Below are 19,032 nucleotides of genomic sequence, written 5' to 3'. Positions count from 1 at the left end.
GCCGATGATCCGGGTTCTTGTCATATTGAGCAATGCCAGATAATCCACTGACCATTCAATTTCGATATGAAACTGACCCACCGCCAGATTCATTTCTTCCGCGCCGTGATGGGCACCGGCCACGTCACGCGCGCGGCCGAGCTGCTGCACACCTCGCAACCCACCGTCAGCCGCGAGCTGGCGCGGCTGGAGCAGGTGCTGGGCTTTGCCTTGTTCGAGCGGGTCAAGGGGCGCCTGAAGCCCACGGTGCGGGCGCTGGCGCTGATGGACGAGGTCGAGCAGTCCTACGTGGGGCTGGAGCGCATCGCGGCCACGGCGGTGGCATTGCAGGCCTATGCCCAGGGACGCTTGCAGCTGGCCTGCCTGCCCGCGCTCTCGCACGCGCTGTTGCCCGACGCGGTCCGGCGTTTTGTGCAGCGCCAGCCCGAGGCGGCTGTGAGCCTGACGCCGATCGAGTCGCCCCAGCTGGAGGCGGCGCTGTCCGAGCAGCGTTTCGACCTGGGTCTGAGCGAACGTCATGAAGCGCCGGCCGCCTGCAGCCTGCAGACGCTGCTGGTGGCGGACGAGGTGGGTGTCTTGCCCTCGGGCCACCCGCTGGCGCAGCACGCGCAGTTGCGGCCTGCCGACTTTGCAGGGGAATCGTTCATCAGCTTTGCGCCGACCGATCCCTACCGGCAGCAGGTGGACGCGCTGTTCGCTGCGGCCGGCGTGCAGCGGGGCCTGCGGTTGGAGACGCCGAGCGCGGTGTCGGTGTGTGCGCTGGTGCGCCAGGGGCTGGGTCTGGGTATCGTCAACCCGCTGACGGCGCTGGAGCTGGCGGGTAGCGGGGAAGAAGGGGGTCTGGTGGTGCGCCCACTCTCGTTCAGCATCCCGTTCCACGTGGCGCTGATCCGGCCCAGCTGGCGGGCGGCGCACCCGCTGCGCGAGCATTTCGAGGCGGCACTGGTCGAGGCGGCCGAACACCTGACGCGGCGGCTGGCCGGCCAGCAGAAGAATGCACAGGCGTAAAAAAACCCGCTGCGGCGTCCCGAGCGGGTTTTTCGAAGTGCTCTGAAATCAGAACAGCTTCTTGGGCAGCTGCATCGAGCGGATGCGCTTGTAGTTGCGCTTGACGGCGGCGGCCTTCTTGCGCTTGCGCTCGGCGGTGGGCTTTTCGTAGAACTCACGGGCGCGCAGGTCGGTCAGCAGGCCGAGTTTTTCGATGGTGCGCTTGAAGCGACGCAGAGCGACGTCAAAGGGCTCGTTGTCTTTTACACGGATGGTCGTCATTGAAGGAGAAAGTCCAGAATGCACAGAAAGAGGATGAACGGGAAGATCGGGCCCAGGCATCGTTTCTGCAAAGTTCCCCCGCCTGTTAACTAGTATTGGCCGACGGGGGTTTGCCAGCAAAGCCTTGGATTATAGCCTTGTCGGCCCGGTTTGCCAGCTCCCGGTCGGTTTCCGGGGAAAGACGATTCGCCGCCGGGCCGCCCCAAGGCGAATCAGCCCCCTCGGGGGGGCTGCGACCCGCGCAGCGGCGGAGCGGGGGGGGTCAGAGCCCCACGGCGCAAGCGTGGGCGCTGGCCCAGGCCCACTGGAAGTTGTAGCCGCCGAGCCAGCCGGTCACGTCCACCACCTCGCCAATGAAATACAGCCCGGGCTGTTTCGACTCCATCGTCTGCGACGAGAGCTCGCGCGTGTCCACGCCCCCGAGCGTGACCTCGGCCTTTTTGTAGCCTTCGCTGCCGGTCGGGGTGAGTTCCCAGCGCGAGAGGCGCTCGGCCAGCCGGGCCAGGGCCTTGTCCGAGGCCTCGCTGATGGGGCGTTGCCAGTCCTTGTCCTGCGCCACCCAGGCGTCGGCCAGCCGGCTCGGCACCAGCGTGGCCAACTCGTTGGCGATCAGCTTGCGCGACGTGGCCTTGGCGCGTGCCAGCGCCGCGGGCAGGTCCAGCTCGGGCGCCAAGTTGAGGCGGATCGGCGTGCCTTCGCGCCAATAGCTGGAGATCTGCAACACCGCCGGGCCGGAGAGGCCGCGGTGGGTGAACAGCAGGTCTTCGGCGAAGCCGATCCTGTGTTTTTTGTCGCCGGTCTCGATGAGTACCGGCAACGACAGGCCGGACAGACCCGCGTAGGGCGCCCAGGCGTCGCCGTCAAAGGTCAGCGGCACCAGGCCGGGGCGCGGCTCGACGGTGCGCAGGCCGAACTGCTTCGCCACCCGGTAACCGAAGTCGGTGGCGCCGATCTTGGGGATGGACAGGCCGCCGGTGGCGATCACGACCGCCCGGCTCGACACGGGGCCGCGATCGGTGTCGATGTCGTAGGCGCCGTCGGCCGCCACACGCAGGCCTTTCACGCCGCAGGGCTGCCAGCGAGTCACACCGCCGGCTTCACATTCGGCCAGCAGCATCTGGATCAGGTCCTCGGCCGAACGGTCGCAGAACAGCTGGCCCTTGTGCTTCTCGTGGAAGGGGATGCCGTGCTTCTGCACCAGCGCGATGAAGTCGGCCGGGGTGTAGCGCGAGAGCGCCGAGCGGCAGAAGTTGGGGTTTTCGCTGACGAAGTGTTTGTGCGGCTGGCGCACATCGATGTCGCGGTTGGTGAAGTTGGCGCGGCCGCCGCCCGAGATGCGGATCTTCTCGGCCACCTTCTCGCTGTGGTCGAGCACCAGCACCTTCAGGCCGCGCTGGCCGGCCACGCCCGCACAAAAAAGGCCGGCCGCTCCCGCGCCGACCACCACCACATCGAACTGTTGCATGGCCCGCAGTGTATGCGGGCAGGCAGCTTCCTCAGGCCGCGAAGCGCTGGGCGCGTGCCACCGGTTGCGCCAGCGCAGCCACGCCATGCACCACGTCACCCACCACGATCACCGACGGGCTGCCCAGGCCTTCGCGCGCCAGGGTCGTGGTGAGATCGCCCAGCGTGGTGACCGCGTGGCGCTGCTGCGGCAGGCTGGCGTGCTGGATGATGGCCAGCGGCGTGCTGGCGGGCAGGCCGGTCAGCAGGTCGGCCTGGATCTGCGCGGCGCTGGACACGCCCATGTAGATCACCAGCGTGAGCCTGGCGTCGCGCGCGGTGGCGGCCAGGGCCTGCCAGTCGGTGCCGCTGTCCCCCGGTTTGGCGTGGCCGGTGATGAACACCACCCCGTGGGCGTGGTCGCGGTGCGTGAGCGGCGCGCCGAGCGAGGTCAGGCCGGCCAGGCCGGCGGTGATGCCGTTGAGCACCTGCACCTCGATGCCGGCGGCACGCAGGTGTTCCACCTCTTCGCCTCCGCGGCCGAAGATGAAGGGGTCGCCGCCCTTCAAGCGCACCACCACCTCGCCTTCGCGCGCGGCCATGATCATGAGCTTTTCGATGAAGGCCTGCGGCGTGCTCTTGCAGCCGCCGCGTTTGCCCACGTGCACGATGCGGGCGCTGGCCTGCGCATGCACCAGCACCGCGTCGCTCACCAGGTCGTCCACCAGCAGCACGGTGGCCGCGGCAATGGCACGGGCGGCCTTGAGGGTGAGCAGTTCCGGGTCGCCCGGGCCGGCGCCGACGAGGGTGACGGTGCCGGGGTTGAACCGGGTCTGCGAGGTGATGACGGTGGCGGGTGCGTTCATGGTGGGCTGACCGCCGGGTGGCGGTTTGTCTCTGTGTGGGGCTGGCGCTGCAGCTCTTGCAGGATGTGTGCCACCTGCAGCGCGATCGGCGTGGGCACGGGCTTGCGGCCGTCGAGCACGTCGCGGATGTAGGCGGCGGTGTTGTCCGCGTCCACCTCGCGCGGCAGTTCGGGCAGGCTGGCGAGCGAGCCCTCCTGCGCCGGCTGCAGCAGGTGGCGCTCGCCGTCGCGGAAGGCGTCCATCTGCGGCGTGCGGCGCGCATCGGCCACGGGCTCGCCTTCGGTGCCACGCAGCAGCAGCGCGTGCGCGCCGACCAGGGCAAAGGTCTGCGCCATCGACACCGCGTACTCGGGGTGGGTGTAGCTGCCCACGATCAGCGCCGGGCCTTCGCAGGGGTTCATGAGCTTGACCAGGCTGTGCGCCGGGTTGCGCAGGCCGACGGCGCGGCGCACGTCGAGCAGGCGCTTGAGGCCGGGGCTCAGCACCTCGGTGGGCAGGTAGGCGCAGTCGCCGGCACCCAGGGTTTCGGTCCGGGTGGCGGCGGGGTGGCCCAGCGCGGCGAACACCGCTTCGCTGGTGATGCGTTTGTCTTCGGTGGCGGTGCCGTGCACCAGCACCGCCGCGCCCTCGCGCGCCAGCAGCAGGGCCAGCAGCGGGGTGAGCACGGGCAGCTTGCGCGCCCCGTTGTAGCTGGGCAGCACCACGGTGGTGAGACCGTTGTCCGGTGCGAGTGCCATGCGGGCGTGCGCGGCGTCGAGGAAACCCGCCATCTCTTCGGGCGTTTCGCCCTTGATGCGCATGGCCAGGCAGAAGCCGCCGATCTCCAGGTCGGTGACGGTGCCGTCCAGCACCTGACCGAACAGGTCGGTGGCTTGTGCGCGGTTGAGAGAGCGGGCCCCGTCTTTGCCGCGCCCGATTTCTTTGATGTAGTGACTGATGCTCATGGGGCGCGATTGTCCGGCAAGGCACATGACTTCGGGTGATATGCCAACGGTGCCTCAGGCGACCTGCAGCACGTGCCCGGTCGACGGCTGGGCGCGCACCAGGCGCCGCAGTTCGGGGATGCAGGAGCCGCAGTTGGTGCCGCACTTCAGGCTGCCCTGCAACGCGGCCAGACGCTGGTCGTCGCTGCCCCGGCTGGTCTGGAGGTGGGCGCCGATGTCGTCTGCGCTCACGTTGAAACAGGTGCAGACCTGCTTGCCCCGGGCCACCACCGCCACCGGGGCCTTGGCGCCGGGCATCAGCAGCAGGCGGCCGTAGGCCTCGGCGGGCAGCTCGTCCTGCAACAGCGGCTTGATCCAGGCCTCGGCGCGCACGTCGCCCGCGAGCACGAAACCTTCGAGCCGGGTGGCGCCTTCCGTGCGCAGCAGGCGCGCGGTGCGGCGCTGGCCCAGGCGCTTGTCCACGTAGCGCAGCGCGTCGGTGCCGCCCAGGCCGAGCAGGGCTTCGATGCGTTCGATCGTGGCCAGGTCGGGCGCCTCGTGTGCGGCGGCGCGGAACAGCACGCCGGTGCGCTCGCGGCCGAACGGCACGCAGGCCGCGAATTCGAACGAGGGCATGACCGCGCGCAGCTCGGCCTGCGCGGCGAGCGCGCGGTCGGCCGGCAGCCAGGCCACGGCCAGCAGGTTCCAGGGCAGCTCGGCCTTGAGGATCTTGACCGCCGCGTGCTTGAGCTCGGGCTGTTTGGAGGTGGGGCAGTAGGCCGAGGTGGTGAGCGCGTTCACGCCCGCCAGCGGCTCGCCCATGCTGCTGCGCCCGCTCAGGTACTCCGCACCCCAGTGCATGGCGATGAAGGCCTGCGACAGGCCGGTCTCTTTGCTGGCCTGTACCGGCAGCACGATGGAGCCGCGCTTGCTGGTCACGTGCACCAGATCGCCTTCGGTGAGGCCACGGCGCTCCATGTCCTGCGGGTGCATCTGCACCGTGGGCTCGGCGACGTGGCCGAACAGGCGGCCGAGCGTGCCGGTGCGTGTCATGCCGTGCCACTGGTCGCGCAGGCGGCCGGTGGTGAGCGAGAACGGAAAGCGCGATTCGCGCGGCTCGGCCAGCGGGTGGAAGGGCATGGCGGCGAAGCGGGCCTTGCCATCGGCGGTGGGGAACACGCCGTCGGCGTAGAGGCGGATCTTGCCCTGGGTGTCGCCTTCGCGCAGCGGCCATTGTTGCGGGCCTTCGCTCTCCAGCATGGCGTACGACAGGCCGGTGATGTCGAGGTCGCGGCCCCGGGTGGACTCGCGGTGTTCGAGCCAGATGGACTCGGCGTCGGGGTAGGGGAACAGCGTGGGCTGGCCGGGGCGCAGCGTGGCTTCGAGCCGCTGTGCGAAGTCCACCACGATCTTCCAGTCGTGCCGGGCTTCACCGGGTGCCGGGATGGCCGCGCGCACGCGGCTGATGCGGCGCTCGCTGTTGGTGACCGTGCCTTCTTTTTCGCCCCAGGTGGTGGCGGGCAGCAGCAGGTCGGCCCAGTCGCAGGTGGCGGCTGTCGCGTAGGCCTCTTGCACCACGACGAACTCGGCACGTTCCAGCGCGCGGCGCACGGTGGCCTGATTGGGCATGGACTGCGCCGGGTTGGTGCAGGCGATCCACAGCGCCTTGATCTCGCCGTCGGCCGCGGCCTCGAACATTTCCACGGCGGTCTTGCCGGGCTTCGAGGGCACGTCGGCCACACCCCAGAGCGCGGCCACCTCGGCGCGGTGCACGGGGTTGGCCATGTCACGGTGCGCGCTCAGCAGGTTGGCGAGGCCACCCACTTCACGCCCGCCCATGGCGTTGGGCTGGCCGGTCAGGCTGAAGGGGCCGGCGCCGGGTTTGCCGATCTGGCCGGTGGCCAGGTGCAGGTTGATGAGCGTGGCATTTTTCGCCGTGCCGCTGCTGCTCTGGTTCAGGCCCTGGCAGTAGAGGCTGAGCGTGGCGGGCGAGGTGGCGAACCACTGTGCCGCCGTGAACAGGTCTTCCTTGGGCACGCCGCACACCTGTGCCACGTGTTCGGGCGTGCACTCGCGCACCAGCGCCTTCAGCTCGTCGAAGCCGGTGGTGTGCGCGGCGATGTAGCCGGCGTTGATCCAGCCTTCCCACAACATGATGTGCAGCAGGCCGTGGAACAGCATCACGTCGCTGCCCGGTTGCAGCGGCAGGAACAGGTCGGCCAGTTCGGCGGTGTCGGTGCGGCGCGGGTCGGCCACGATCACCTTCATCGCCGGGTTCTTTTTCTTCGCTTCTTCGATGCGGCGGAACAGCACCGGGTGCGCATAGGCCGCGTTGCTGCCGACGATGAACAGGCAGGCGGCGTGGTTCACGTCGTCGTAGCAGGCGGGCGGCGCGTCGGCGCCCAGCGTGGCCTTGTAGCCCGCCACCGCGCTGCTCATGCACAGGCGCGAGTTGGTGTCCACGTTGTTGGTGCCGATCAGGCCCTTGGCCAGCTTGTTGAAGACGTAGTAGTCCTCGGTCAGCAGCTGGCCGCTGATGTAGAAGCCCACCGCATCGGGGCCGTGTTCGGTGATGGTTTTGGCGAAGCGGTCGGTGGCCAGGCTCAGCGCCGCGTCCCAGTCCAGCGGTGTGGGCGCGGCCTTGCGCGCCAGGCGCTGCAGCGGCTGCAGCAGGCGGGTCTGGCGCGTCAGCTCCGGCGTGGCCGTGAGGTGCAGCGTCGTGCCCTTGGTGCACAGCTTGCCGAAGTTGGCCGGGTGGTCCGGGTCACCGCGCACGCCGGTGATCTGCTGCCCCTGGCTTTCGATGAGCACGCCACAGCCCACACCACAGTAGGGGCAGGTAGATCGGGTGATGGACGTGCTCATGGTCATGCGCAGGTGTCAGCCGCAGCGCCGGGCCGCCCCAAGCCAGGCTGCGCCCCCTCGGGGGGCAGCGACCCGCGCAGCGGCGGAGCGTGGGGGTCATCGTTCTTGCGTCGTGCCGGGCCGGCGATGGGGCGGGTTTCGTCCAGCGCCTGCGTGGCCAGTTCGTTGGCGTCCAGGAACACCTGGCCGTCTTCCACCTTCACCGCAAATTTCGGCGTGCAGCCTTCGTCGGGCGCGGCGGCCTGGCCGGTGCACAGGCCGATGGTCCAGTTGTGCAGCGGGCAGGCCACGCTGGTGCCGAACACGATGCCTTGCGACAGCGGGCCGCCCTTGTGCGGGCAGCGGTCGAGCAGGGCGAACACCTCGTCCTGGTCGTTGCGGAACACGGCGACATCGAGGCCCTGGTCGCGCGCCACGCGGCGCGAGCCGAGCACGGGGATGTCTTCAACGCGGCAGATGGCTTTCCATGGGTTCATGTCAGGGTCCTCAGGTTTTGATGGCGGCGAACAGACCGGTCACCCGGTCCATCACGCTCAGCAGGTTTTCACTCGTCACGAACACGTCGGACAAAGGTTTGGGGGACGCTCCAGCGCTCTGCATGCGCTGCAGGGCCTGGTCGAAGAAGAACCACTGACCGTCGGCCAGCTTCAGTTCGTCGCGGATGCGGTCGGTCGCCTCGGGGGCCTTGCGCAGCAGGTCCATGGCACTCAGAAACTCGGTGCGGGCCTTGCCAATCTCGGTGGCCGCGGTCGATGCATCGACCGGCAGCGTGGCGGCGAAGTAGAACTTGGCCATGCGCTGCGAGAGCATGCGCTGACGGCCGGCCACGTTGACCAGCTTGCCCACCGGGCGGCCGGAGGCGGCTTCGTACTGCTCCGTGCCCTGGTGCGCCAGCGCCAGCACGCGGGCATCGGCCTGCAGCACGGCGGCCGCGCCCGGCTTGCCCGGCGTCACGCCCACGAGCGCGGTCTTGTAGTCGCTCCAGGCGCCTTCGAGCTTCACGTAGGTGTCGCGGATGTCGTTCGATGGTGCGTAGGCCTTGAGCTCCACGAGCTGGCGGTCGAACAGGGCCATCGACTTGTCGAGCACCCCCTGCGCGGCGGCGCTTTCGGTCTTGTGCACCAGCGCCAGCCAGGCCTTGCCCATGCGCTGGCTCAGCATGCGCTGGCGGCCTGCCTTGTTGATGGCATCCCCTAGGTCATTGACCTGGGCATGCACACTCAGCAGGGGCAGACCCACTGCGGCAACGATCAGCGTGCGACGGTTCAACAGATTGGTTTTCATGGTGCAGCTTTCAAAAAAAGACGCCAGTGTCCTGAAGAGCGCCATTCTCAAAAATGCAGTAGTTGAAGAATTTCATGGATTGCCGTGGTCAGTGCTCACAGATTGATGTACATCAACCTCCGCTCAGGCGTTCACTGCCGCAAACTGGCGGGTATCGACCTGGGCTTCCTTGAAGTCGAACCACGGATCGGGCTCGCCGTCGAGCGCGAACTGCAGGCGCTCCCACAGCGCCTTGCGGCCGGCGGCGTCGTCGAGGATGCGCTTTTTCACGTAGTCCAGGCCCACGCGGTTGACGTAGTGCACCGTGCGCTCCAGGTACCAGCCTTCCTGGCGGTACAGCTCGCAGAAGGCGCCGGTGTACTCCATCACCTCCTCGGCGGTTTTCACCTTCACCAGGAAGTGCGCCACCTCGGTCTTGATGCCGCCGTTGCCGGCGATGTACATCTCCCAGCCCGAGTCGACGCCGATCACGCCCACGTCCTTGATGCCGGCCTCGGCGCAGTTGCGCGGGCAGCCCGACACGGCGAACTTCACCTTGTGTGGCGCGTACATGCGCCACATCGCGCGCTCCAGGTCCTTGCCCATCTGGGTCGAGTCCTGCGTGCCCATGCGGCACCACTCGCTGCCCACACAGGTCTTCACCGTGCGCAGGGCCTTGGCGTAGGCGTGGCCCGAGGGCATGCCGATGTCTTTCCAGACGTTGACCAGGTCTTCCTTCTTCACGCCCAGCAGGTCGATGCGTTGTCCGCCGGTGACCTTGACGGTGGGGATCTTGTACTTGTCCACCGCGTCGGCGATGCGGCGCAGCTCGTCGGCCGTGGTCTCGCCGCCCCACATGCGCGGGATCACCGAGTACGTACCGTCTTTCTGGATGTTGGCGTGCGAGCGCTCGTTGATGTAGCGGCTCTGCGGATCGTCCTTCGCCTCCTTGGGCCAGGTGCTGATCAGGTAGTAGTTGATGGCCGGGCGGCAGCTCGCGCAGCCGTTGGGCGTCTTCCAGCCCAGGTGCGAGAACACCGCAGCGGTGGTCAGCAGCTTGCTGCCGTCGGCCAGCGGCGTGCGGATCGCTTCGCGCACCGCTTCGTGGCCGTGGTCGGTGCAACCGCACATGGCCTTGAGCTTGGGCGTGGCCGAGTAGTCGCCGCCGGCGGTGAACATGAGAATCTGCTCGACCAGGCCGGTGCACGAGCCGCACGACGCGCTGGCCTTGGTGTGCTTCTTGACCTCGTCCAGGGTGAACAGGCCCTTGTCGCGGATCGCCTTGCAGATGGTGCCCTTGGTCACGCCGTTGCAGCCGCAGACCTCGTCGCTGTCCTTCATGGCGGCGGCCTTGTTCTGGCCCTGGTGGCCCACGTCGCCGATGTTGCTCTCGCCAAACATCAGCTTGTCGCGGATGTCGGCCACGCTGCGGCCGTCGCGCAGCAGCTTGAAGTACCAGCTGCCGTCCACCGTGTCGCCGTAGAGGCAGGCGCCGATCAGCTTGTCGCCCTGGATCACCAGCTTCTTGTAGACACCGCCCGAGGGGTCGCTCATCACGATCTCTTCGGTGTCGTCGCCGCCGGTGAAGTTGCCGGCGCTGAAGAGGTCGATGCCCGTGACCTTGAGCTTGGTCGAGGTGAGCGAGCCGGTGTAGCGGCCGATGCCGAACTCGGCCAAGTGCGTGGCCAGCACCTTGCCCTGTTCGAACAGCGGCGCCACCAGGCCGTAGGCGATGCCGCGGTGCGCCGCGCATTCGCCCACCGCGTAGATGCGTGCGTCGGTCATGGTCTGCATGGTGTCGCTCACCACGATGCCCTTGTTCACGTGCAGGCGCATGCTTTCGGCCAGCGCCGTGTTGGGGCGGATGCCCACGGCCATCACCAGCAGGTCGGCCGGCAGCTCGGTGCCGTCCTTGAAGCGGATGGCTTTCACGCGGCCGCCCTTGCCGCCGTCCTGGTCGCCCACCAGCTCCTGCGTCTGCGCGCCGATCAGGAACTTCATGCCGCGCTCTTCCAGCGAGGCCTGCAGCATCTTGCCGGCCACGTCGTCGAGCTGGCGCTCCATCAGCCAGGGCGCCACGTGCACCACGCTCACTGTCATGCCGCGCTTCATCAGGCCGTTGGCCGCTTCCAGGCCCAGCAGGCCGCCGCCGATGACCACCGCGTGTTTGTAGGTCTTGGCGGCGTCGATCATGGCCTGGGTGTCGGCGATGTCGCGGTAGGCCAGCACGCCCTCCAGGTCCTTGCCGGGGATGGGCAGGATGAAGGGGTTGGAGCCGGTGGCCATGATCAGGCGGTCGTACTCGGCCGACACCTTCTCGCCGCCGGGGCCGACCGCGTGCACGATGCGCTTGATGCGGTCCACCTCGGTCACCTTGAAACCCGCGTGCAGGGTGATGCCGTGGTCGGTGTACCAGGACCAGTCGTTCAGCACGATCTCTTCCAGCGTCTGCTCACCGGCGAGCACCGGCGAGAGCAGGATGCGGTTGTAGTTGGGGTGGGGCTCCGCGCCAAACACGGTGATGTCGTAGAACTCGGGCGCGATCTTCAACAGCTCTTCGAGCGTGCGCACACCGGCCATGCCGTTGCCCACCATCACCAATTTGGATTTCTTCATTGCGGCTACTCCAGTTGCGGATCACTTGGGTTGGGTGCATGCGGTGTGCGAGCGCGATCACGCGCAGGCGCCGTGGCACCAGGGAAGGTCAGAGGAAAAGGGTTTCAATGGCCGTTGGCCAAGGCCAGGCTTGCCAAGTTGCAAGTCCGGTATCACGCTGCACACGTCGTTGTATGCAGAGCCCCGACGCTGCGGTCGGGGTCGAGCGCTTCGTCACGCTCACCACGAACAATGCAAAAGCTGTGCCATATGATCCGGCGCTGGCCGGGACGGCACCGCGGGGTGCCGTGTGCAGCGGGCGCGCGCCTTGCATGGAACCCGGTGTGGCTGCTTCAAGTCCTTGATTCATATGACATCTGTGCTGGTTTTTCTGGCGGGTCCCCAGGGCTCGACCCCGTTGGTGAACGACCTCGCGTCCGTGGGCGCCGAGGTGGTGGCGGTGCAGGGCGCCGGCAGCAATTTGGTGCGGGAGGTGGTGCGCCATGCACCAGACATGGTGGTGGCCAACCTGCCCCTGCCCGATGAGGCGTGGTTCGAGGCCTGCAAGGCCCTGGCTTCGGTGGCGCCTTGCCCGGTGCTGGTGTTCACCGCCGACGGCGACGCCGCCCACATCGAGCGCGCGGTGGCCTCGGGCGTGCACGCCTGGGTGGTCAACGGCTACGGCGCCCAGCGCCTGCGCCCGCTCATGCAGCTCGCGCAAGCGCGCTTCAAACGCGAGCAGGCCCTGCTCGAAGAGCTGCGCGACGTGTCCACCCGCTTCGAGGAGCGCAAGGCCGTGGAGCGCGCCAAGGGCATCCTCATGAGTGCGCGCCAGGTGTCGGACGACGCGGCCTTCGAGATCCTGCGCACCGCCTCCATGCACAGCAACCAGCGCCTCGGGCAGGTGGCGCAGCACATCATCCAGTCGGCCCACTTCGCCGAGGGGGTCAACCGCGCCGGGCAACTGCGCATGCTCTCGCAGCGCCTCGTCAAACACTGGCTGCTGCGGCTGGCGGGCGTGCAGGCCGCGCACCACCTGGCGCTGCAGGCCGATTCGGCCGGGCGCATCGACGCCAACCTGGCCCTGCTCGGCAAAAACCTCTCACAACCCACCTTCGGCGACCTGCTCGCGCAGGTGGTGGCCACCTGGAAGGCGCTGAAGAAGGCGCTGAAGGCCGAGCCCGCGCCCGATCAGCTCGCGCCCATCAACGCGCTGGCCGAGCGCCTGCTGCAGGACGCCGAGCGCCTGACCGCCAGCCTGGAGAGCGCGGGCAGCGTGGCCCCGCTGCGCATGCTCAACATGGCCGGGCGCCAGCGCATGCTCTCGCAGCGTTTCGCCAAGGCGGCCTTGCTCGGCGTGCTGGAGACGGCCGAACAACCGCAGCACCAGGCCGACGGGGAGGCCGCGCGCCAGGCGTTCGAGCAGGGCCTGGCCTACCTGAACGGCCTGCCGCTCTCCACGCCCGAGATCCGCCGCACGCTGGAGTCCGCCGCGCAGGGCTGGCAGCAGGTGGTGGCCGGCGCCGACCACGTGCGCCGCCCGGCCGGGCGCGACCGCCTGCTGCGCCTCGAAGGCCTGGCGGCGGCCAGCGAAAGCCTGCTGGACGACTTTGAGCAACTCTCGGCGCAATACGAACGCAGCATGCAAATGCTCATGGGGTAGACAGGACGCCCCCTGCGCCGCGCTTGCAGCGCGTCACCCCCCACTGGGGGGCGACACCAGCCGTCCGGCAAAGCCGGCCCGGCGGTGTCCCTGGGTTGGCGCGGCTTCATGCACACGGACTCACGCTCCGGCTGCATTGAAGGGTTGCACCAAGTTTGGGCACTTTTCTTGCTAACGTTGGTGCATGGCTTTTCAACTTGACATCGGCTTTGTGTGCCAGACCGGCCGCAAGGCATCCAACGAGGACTTCTGCGCCGCCATGCTGCCGCCAGAGGGCCAGGAAGACATGGGCTCCATCGTCGCCATCGCCGACGGCGTGAGCACCGGCGGCATGGGCGGCGAGGCGGCGCAGACGACGGTCACCAGCCTGGTGCGCAGTTACCACGACACGCCCGAAACCTGGGACACCACGGTCGCGCTCGATCGCATCATTGGTGCACAGAACACCTGGCTCGCCGGCATCAACCGCCGCCGCCAGCCCGCCATGGGCCTGACCACGCTCACCGCGCTGGTGCTGCGCGGCCAGTCGTACACCGTGGCCCATGTGGGCGATTCGCGTTGTTACCTGCTGCGCGAGGGCCAGATGGTGTTGCTCACGCACGACCACGTCGTCAACCACCCCGACCTGCACCACCAGCTGCTGCGCGCTGTGGGGCTGGAGGACCACCTCGTGGTGGACTACCTGCAGGGCGATGTGCAGGTGGGCGACACCTTTGTCATGCTCACCGACGGCGTGCACGGCAAACTGCGCGAACGCCAGCTCGCCGAGTGCGCGGCCCAGGCCGATGCCCAGGCCGCCGCCGAACGCCTGGTGGCCGAGGCGCTGTCTGCCGGCAGCGACGACAACGTCACCGCCATGGTGGTGCGCGTGCAGGGCCTGCTCGACCCCAACCTGCAGGACGCCGGCCGCGCCGCGCAGAGCCTGCCGATCCCGGCCAAGCTCAAGGTCGGCGAAGTCATCGACGGTCTCACCGTCACCGCCACCGTGGCCGACAACGGCATCAACCTGCTCTACCAGGTGCGCGACCCGGCGAGCCAGGCGCTCTACGCCCTGAAAACACTGCACCCCGCCCGCGCCCACGACCAGGACGAACGAGCCATGCTCGCGCACGAAGCCTGGCTCGCCAAGCGCATGATGTCGTCGCGCGCGGCCGATCACCTGGTGGCCATCCACGACCACCTGCCCAGCCGCCGGCCGCGCAGCGCCTGCTACCTGCTGTACGACTGGCACAGCGGCGAAACCCTGCAGCAGCTGCTCGACCAGCAGCACAAGCTCGGGCCGGTGCAGGCCGTGAGCGCCGCCATGCAGACCCTGCGCGTGCTCGGCCTGTTGCACCGCCAGGGCGTGATCCACCGCGACATCAAGCCCGCCAACCTGCACCTGGGCGACGACGGCGTGTTGCGCGTGCTCGACCTCGGTGTGGCGCTGAGCGGGCGCGAGCCACAGAGCATGCGCCGCCTGCACGCCGGCACGCCCAGCTTCGTCAACCCCGAGCAGTGGGGCCACCACAGCAAGGCCGGCGGCGGCGCCACCGAAGGCGAACCCGAGCTGCCCGACGCCCAGAGCGACCTCTTCGCGCTCGGCGTCACGCTCTACCAGCTGCTCACCGGCAAGCTGCCCTACGGCGAGGTGCTGCCCTACCAGCTCGGGCGCTACTACCGCGACCCAACCGCCCCCAGTCGCCACAACCCCGAGGTGCCGATCTGGCTCGACCACGTCCTGCAGAAGGCCGTGGCGCGCGACAAGGCCCAGCGCTTCGAGACCGCCGAGGAGTTCCTGCTCGCGCTGGAGCGCGGCGCCTCGCGCCCGCTCACCGTACCGCCCGCCTCGGCGCTGCTGCACCGCGACCCCACCATGTTGTGGAAGCTGCTGCTGGGCTTCAGCGTGCTGTTCAACCTGCTGCTGGTCTACTGGCTGCTGTTTCTGCCCAAATAACGCGCCTCGTTCGGAGCACCTCCATGGAAAACATCGTGATCATCGGCTCGGGCCACATGGGCGCCGGCATCGCCGCCATCTTCATCGCGGCGGGGCACGACGTGGTGGTGCTCGGCCGCCAGTTGCCCGCCGTCGAGGCCCGCCTGCCCGCCGTGCGCGCGCTCGCCGCCAACCTGCCATCGTCCGGGGTGACCGGCCAGATCAGCGCCGGCCTGGTGGACAGCTGGAACGAGTGGAGCGGCGTCGGCCTCGTCATCGAAACCATCCCCGAACAGCTCGCCGCCAAACAGGCGCTGTTCGCCGAGCTCGACCACCGCGTGCCCGCGCACATCCCCATCGGCAGCAACAGCTCGGGCTACGGCATCGATCAAATGGCGGCCGGTCTGCAGACCACCGACCGCATGCTCAACGTGCACTACTCCATGCCCGCGCACATCGTGCCCATGGTCGAGGTGGCGCTCGGTGCGCACACCCGCCCGCCGCTGGCCGAAGCCGTGTGCCGCCTGATCGAGGCCACCGGCAAGAAGACCACGCTGATCAAGAAGTACATCCCCGGCCTGCTCATCAGCCGCCTGCAACACGCGCTCATGCGCGAAGCGCTCTCGCTGTTGGACCAGGGCATCGTCACCCCGCAGGCCATCGACGACGCCGTGCGCTTCGGCTTCGGCTTTCGTTACGCCGCCATCGGCCCCATGGCGCAGAAAGAGATGTCGGGCTGGGACACCCATGTGGTCTCGGGCGCGGCCGTCTACCCCAGCCTCTCCAACATCGATGCGCCTCCCGCCTGCGTGACCGAGCTCGTGAAACAGGGCCGCACCGGCATGAACCAGGGCGCCGGCTTCGAGCGCTGGACACCGGCCGAGGTGGCCGAGTTCAAGCGCAAGTACGAGTTGCGGCTGCGGGCGGCGTTCGAGGTGCTGGGGGTGGCGCCGGATGATGGCCCGCCATGAAGCACGCCCCTGTGATCCCCTGTCCCAGGCCGAGACGGGGCCTGTGCCTCTATCCGGGGACGGGACGCTCCGAAGGCGTGGTACCACTGGGTCTGCCAAAACGACCCAGCCCCACCTCCATCAAACCTTCAGCACGGCGAAGCAGGAACAGCACATCCAGACCCATGCGCTGTGCCATGGCCAGACCCTCGTCGGGACCCGCCACCAGCAGGGCCGTGGCCCAGGCGTCCGCGTGCATGCAGGTGCGCGCCAGCACGGTGACCGATGCCACGCCGTTGTTCACGGGGGCGCAGCGGCGTGCGTCCATGGTGTGCGTGAGGCGCGCATCGCCCACGTCCAGGTAGCGTCGGTAGTCGCCCGAGGTGGCCACCGCCAGATCCTCCAGCTCGATGACGCCGTGTACCGCGCGGCGCCCGGGCTCCGGGCGTTCGAGCGCCACAGCCCAGGGCACGCCGCTGGCCTGAGCGCCCACGGCGCGCAGCTCACCATCCAGCGCCGCCAGTGCATGCCGCACACCGTGCTGTTGCAGCACGGTGGCCATGCGGTCCACCGCGTAGCCCTTGGCAATGCCGCACAGGTCGAGTTGCAAGGTGGCGCGCTTGCGGGCGCGGCCTGAGGGCCTGTCCAGCTCCAGGCGTCCGTGCGCAGGGAGCGGTGTGGACTGGCGTGCGGCCCGGATCGCTTGCGCGTCGGGTGCATCGCGCACCGCACCAAACCCCCAGGCATCCACCAGCGCCCCCACGCACGGATCGAATGCACCCGCGCTCAGTCGGTGGACATCGAGCGCGCAGTCCAGCACCTCCAGGATGTCAGCGGGCAGGTCCACCCATTCGTCCACGGGCGCGCGGTTCAGGCGCATGAGGTCGCTGTCCGGTTTCCAGGGCGACATCTGCTCATCCACCTGCTCCACCGCAGCGGCGAGGTCCTGGCGCAAGGCCGTCAGGTCCATGGTGTGGTCGGCGTCGACCGTGGCAGACCAGCGTGTGCCCATGGTCGGGCCGTGCAGGGTGGTGCGCTGGCAGGCCGCAGCGTGTTCATGGGGCTCAGAAGACATCTTCGGCATAACGCTCCTTGGCTTTCAGCGTCGATACGCTCAACTGCAGTGGCGCCAGCACCACGTCCAGCGTTTCGGCCACGCCCTGTGCCATGGCGCGGCTGCCGCAGACGCGCACGATGGCGCCCTGTGCCACCAGGCCGCGCACGCGCTCGGCGTCTCGGCGCAGGGCGTCCTGCACATAGCCGCCGCCGTCGGGCACGCGGGAGAACACCGTCTGCAGCGTGGCCAGGCGCCCTTCGCCGAGCCAGCGCTGAATGTCGGCGCCGAAGTAGAAGTCCCGCGCCGGGTCGCGCCCACCAAAGTACAGGTGCATCGGGCTGCGTCTGTCGTTGCGGCGGATGAAGCCAGCCAGCGGCGCCACACCGGTGCCCGCCCCGATCAGCAGCACAGGCCGCCGCGTTCGCGGCAGTGCGAAGCCGGGGTTGGGCCGGATGAAGGCGGTGATGGTGTCGCCCATCTTCAGGCCGAGCAGGTGTGTGGAGCACAGGCCGCCGGGCATCTGGCGCACGCAGATTTCCACGAACCCGTCTTCCCAGCCCGACGCCAGCGAGTAGTAGCGCGGCACGGCCGAGCCCGGCGGCACGATGCCCAGGAGATCGCCGGCAGCAAACCGCGCCAGACCCTGCCCGCGCAGGCGTGCGCCCGGTCCTTCTGCAGGCCACGCAAAGCGCAGGATTGCCGTTGCCTGCCCGGTGACACCGGGATGGTCCTGGCGCGCCATGAGCGTGAGCGCCGTGGTGGGTGGCACGCGCGGTACATGCTCCAGGACCAGGGGTTCGTTCAGCGCCTGCGCCAGTGCAACGCCCCAGCGCGCGAACTGCTGGCCCGATTGCTGGTGGATGCCTTCGATCGGCAGCAACGTGGGCCAGCCCTTTGCGCGCAGCGTCTGATCCAGCGCCACGGCAAAGGCGCAGAAGGCCGGGAACTGCCGGTCGCCAAAGCCCAGCACCGTCACCGGCACAGCGCTGGCGCTGAGCCCGGCGATGTGCTTCAGGGCGCCGCTGGCGTGGGCCGGGGCCTGGCCCTCGCCATAGGTGGCTGCCAGCACAAACACCTGCCGCGTGGCGGGCGTGGTTTGAAAGTTCTCCAGCGCGCTGGTGTGAACGCGGTGTCCGCCCCGGCTCAGCGCGTCTTGCAGCGTCTGGGCAAAACCCCAGGTGCTGCCGCCTTCGCTGGCCACGAAGATGAGCACGTCGGCCTGTGCCAGCGGGGTGTTGCCGGTGAGGTGTGGCGTCTGGCGGCGCGCTTGCCACCAGATGACCACGCCCGACAGCCAGAACAGCAGCACGCTGGCGCCCGCGAGCCCGAGCACCACGGCCCAGGGCCAGGCCGCTTCGCCCGTGTGCAGCACCACGGCCCAGTCGTAGACACGCTGCGCCAGGGTGGCGTCCTGCCAGGCCAGTATCTGGCCCGAGTACCGGTCGATCCAACCCTGACCCTGGGCGGTGACCACGTTCCAGGTGTCTTCCGGGTCGGTGGGGCCGGGAAAATTCAGCTTGCGCAAATCCCGCACCGCAAGGCTTTGCAGCGTGGCCAGCTGCGCGCCGGGCAAGGCTGGCTGGCCGGTGAGCACCGAGAGCACCTCAGGCTCGGCCCGGGTGTCCAGTTCCACCAGTCCCAGGGTCGAGGCGCTCATGGTCAGCGCCGTGAGCGATGTCAGGCAAAGCACGGCGAGCACCACACGGCCCGCGACCACGTGGATGCGCTGCGCCAGCGAGCCACGCACCCGCGCCGCCAGCTGCCGCCAGCCGCCCATGCGACGCAGCAACAGCACCAGGGCTGAGACGCACAACATGGCCATGGCCAGCGCAATGCCCGCTGCACCCCAGCGCCCGGCGTCGCCCAACAGCAGCGAGCGGTGCAGGTTCTTCACCCAGCGCGGCAGCGCCGAGGCCTGCCACGCACCCAGCACCTGGCCATCGGCCGGGTCCACGTGCTGCGCCTGCGGCTGGTCGCCGGCAAAGCTGAACACCACGATGGCCCCCGAGGGCAGGTGGCGAATCTCTTCCGCGCCCGGGATGGTGCGCGTCACGCGCTCCACCAGCGTGGCCACGGGCAGATCGCCCGGTGCGGCGGGCGCCTGCCACGCCTGCTGCACCGGGTCGATCGCCAACACAGAGCCGGTGATGCCCAGCACCACAGCCAGGGTGCCCACGGTCAGGCCCAGCCAGCGGTGAATGACTTTCCAGCTCATGCAAGTCC

13 protein-coding genes and 1 pseudogene are annotated in these 19,032 nt (G+C 68.9%); 4 read left to right on the top strand and 10 right to left on the bottom strand.

Annotation, left to right across the window (positions count from 1 at the left end):
• Positions 1–66: 66 nt before the first annotated feature.
• Positions 67–1,008 carry a LysR family transcriptional regulator gene (locus IM738_RS13835; RefSeq protein ID WP_236961365.1) on the top strand — a complete coding sequence of 314 codons (942 nt, stop codon included), beginning with the start codon at positions 67–69 and terminating at the stop codon, positions 1,006–1,008.
• A 48-nt stretch (positions 1,009–1,056) separates the two neighbouring features.
• On the opposite strand, the gene rpsU is transcribed toward IM738_RS13835, so the two are convergent.
• The 8 genes and pseudogenes from rpsU to nirB all read right to left on the bottom strand — a co-directional run bounded on the left by rpsU (position 1,057) and on the right by nirB (position 11,245).
• A complete protein-coding gene (rpsU, locus tag IM738_RS13830; RefSeq protein ID WP_077330502.1) occupies positions 1,057–1,269 on the bottom strand; it encodes a 30S ribosomal protein S21 in 213 nt (70 codons plus the stop codon).
• A gap of 262 nt (positions 1,270–1,531) precedes the next feature.
• Entirely contained in the window at positions 1,532–2,734 is a 1,203-nt protein-coding gene (locus IM738_RS13825; protein ID WP_236961364.1) for an NAD(P)/FAD-dependent oxidoreductase, read from the bottom strand.
• Positions 2,735–2,765: 31 nt separating this feature from the next.
• Positions 2,766–3,578, bottom strand: coding sequence for a uroporphyrinogen-III C-methyltransferase (gene cobA / locus IM738_RS13820; protein ID WP_236961362.1), 813 nt, complete (start codon positions 3,576–3,578; stop codon positions 2,766–2,768).
• Entirely contained in the window at positions 3,575–4,522 is a 948-nt protein-coding gene (gene ybiB / locus IM738_RS13815) for a DNA-binding protein YbiB (protein ID WP_236961359.1), read from the bottom strand. The genes cobA and ybiB overlap by 4 nt, the downstream gene beginning before the upstream one ends.
• A gap of 54 nt (positions 4,523–4,576) precedes the next feature.
• A complete protein-coding gene (locus tag IM738_RS13810) occupies positions 4,577–7,372 on the bottom strand; it encodes a nitrate reductase (protein ID WP_236961357.1) in 2,796 nt (931 codons plus the stop codon).
• A 101-nt stretch (positions 7,373–7,473) separates the two neighbouring features.
• Positions 7,474–7,842: pseudogene (gene nirD / locus IM738_RS13805) on the bottom strand (nitrite reductase small subunit NirD); the annotation flags it as partial.
• 10 nt (positions 7,843–7,852) lie between these two features.
• Positions 7,853–8,635, bottom strand: coding sequence for a type IV pili methyl-accepting chemotaxis transducer N-terminal domain-containing protein (locus IM738_RS13800; protein ID WP_442908522.1), 783 nt, complete (start codon positions 8,633–8,635; stop codon positions 7,853–7,855).
• A gap of 138 nt (positions 8,636–8,773) precedes the next feature.
• Entirely contained in the window at positions 8,774–11,245 is a 2,472-nt protein-coding gene (gene nirB / locus IM738_RS13795; protein WP_236961352.1) for a nitrite reductase large subunit NirB, read from the bottom strand.
• A gap of 349 nt (positions 11,246–11,594) precedes the next feature.
• Here nirB and IM738_RS13790 point away from each other — a divergent pair, with 349 nt between their 5' ends.
• The 3 genes from IM738_RS13790 to IM738_RS13780 all read left to right on the top strand — a co-directional run bounded on the left by IM738_RS13790 (position 11,595) and on the right by IM738_RS13780 (position 15,773).
• Positions 11,595–12,887, top strand: coding sequence for a type IV pili methyl-accepting chemotaxis transducer N-terminal domain-containing protein (locus IM738_RS13790; protein WP_236961351.1), 1,293 nt, complete (start codon positions 11,595–11,597; stop codon positions 12,885–12,887).
• Positions 12,888–13,071: 184 nt separating this feature from the next.
• Positions 13,072–14,823 (top strand): bifunctional protein-serine/threonine kinase/phosphatase, encoded by a 1,752-nt coding sequence (locus IM738_RS13785; protein ID WP_236961349.1) that lies wholly within the window; start codon positions 13,072–13,074, stop codon positions 14,821–14,823.
• Between the two features lie 23 nt (positions 14,824–14,846).
• Positions 14,847–15,773: a 3-hydroxyacyl-CoA dehydrogenase NAD-binding domain-containing protein gene (locus IM738_RS13780; RefSeq protein WP_236961347.1), complete on the top strand. Its 927-nt coding sequence runs from the start codon at positions 14,847–14,849 to the stop codon at positions 15,771–15,773.
• Between the two features lie 49 nt (positions 15,774–15,822).
• On the opposite strand, the gene IM738_RS13775 is transcribed toward IM738_RS13780, so the two are convergent.
• Positions 15,823–16,836 carry an FAD:protein FMN transferase gene (locus IM738_RS13775; RefSeq protein ID WP_236961346.1) on the bottom strand — a complete coding sequence of 338 codons (1,014 nt, stop codon included), beginning with the start codon at positions 16,834–16,836 and terminating at the stop codon, positions 15,823–15,825.
• Entirely contained in the window at positions 16,817–19,024 is a 2,208-nt protein-coding gene (locus IM738_RS13770) for a PepSY domain-containing protein (RefSeq protein ID WP_236961345.1), read from the bottom strand. The genes IM738_RS13775 and IM738_RS13770 overlap by 20 nt, the downstream gene beginning before the upstream one ends.
• Positions 19,025–19,032 lie beyond the last annotated feature (8 nt).

It is taken from the genome of Hydrogenophaga sp. SL48, from assembly GCF_021729865.1.
Classification (GTDB): Bacteria; Pseudomonadota; Gammaproteobacteria; order Burkholderiales; family Burkholderiaceae_C; genus Hydrogenophaga.
This window is presented reverse-complemented; position numbering and strand designations above follow the sequence as displayed.

What these genes read in the sequence shown, in the direction of transcription:
- cobA (WP_236961362.1), bottom strand. Translation starts at nt 3,578, where the DNA reads ATGAACGCACCCGCCACCGTCATCACCTCGCAGACCCGGTTCAACCCC.
- IM738_RS13810 (WP_236961357.1), bottom strand. Translation starts at nt 7,372, where the DNA reads ATGACCATGAGCACGTCCATCACCCGATCTACCTGCCCCTACTGTGGT.
- IM738_RS13835 (WP_236961365.1), top strand. Translation starts at nt 67, where the DNA reads ATGAAACTGACCCACCGCCAGATTCATTTCTTCCGCGCCGTGATGGGC.
- IM738_RS13780 (WP_236961347.1), top strand. Translation starts at nt 14,847, where the DNA reads ATGGAAAACATCGTGATCATCGGCTCGGGCCACATGGGCGCCGGCATC.
- IM738_RS13775 (WP_236961346.1), bottom strand. Translation starts at nt 16,836, where the DNA reads ATGCCGAAGATGTCTTCTGAGCCCCATGAACACGCTGCGGCCTGCCAG.
- IM738_RS13785 (WP_236961349.1), top strand. Translation starts at nt 13,072, where the DNA reads ATGGCTTTTCAACTTGACATCGGCTTTGTGTGCCAGACCGGCCGCAAG.
- nirB (WP_236961352.1), bottom strand. Translation starts at nt 11,245, where the DNA reads ATGAAGAAATCCAAATTGGTGATGGTGGGCAACGGCATGGCCGGTGTG.
- rpsU (WP_077330502.1), bottom strand. Translation starts at nt 1,269, where the DNA reads ATGACGACCATCCGTGTAAAAGACAACGAGCCCTTTGACGTCGCTCTG.
- ybiB (WP_236961359.1), bottom strand. Translation starts at nt 4,522, where the DNA reads ATGAGCATCAGTCACTACATCAAAGAAATCGGGCGCGGCAAAGACGGG.
- IM738_RS13770 (WP_236961345.1), bottom strand. Translation starts at nt 19,024, where the DNA reads ATGAGCTGGAAAGTCATTCACCGCTGGCTGGGCCTGACCGTGGGCACC.
- IM738_RS13825 (WP_236961364.1), bottom strand. Translation starts at nt 2,734, where the DNA reads ATGCAACAGTTCGATGTGGTGGTGGTCGGCGCGGGAGCGGCCGGCCTT.
- IM738_RS13790 (WP_236961351.1), top strand. Translation starts at nt 11,595, where the DNA reads ATGACATCTGTGCTGGTTTTTCTGGCGGGTCCCCAGGGCTCGACCCCG.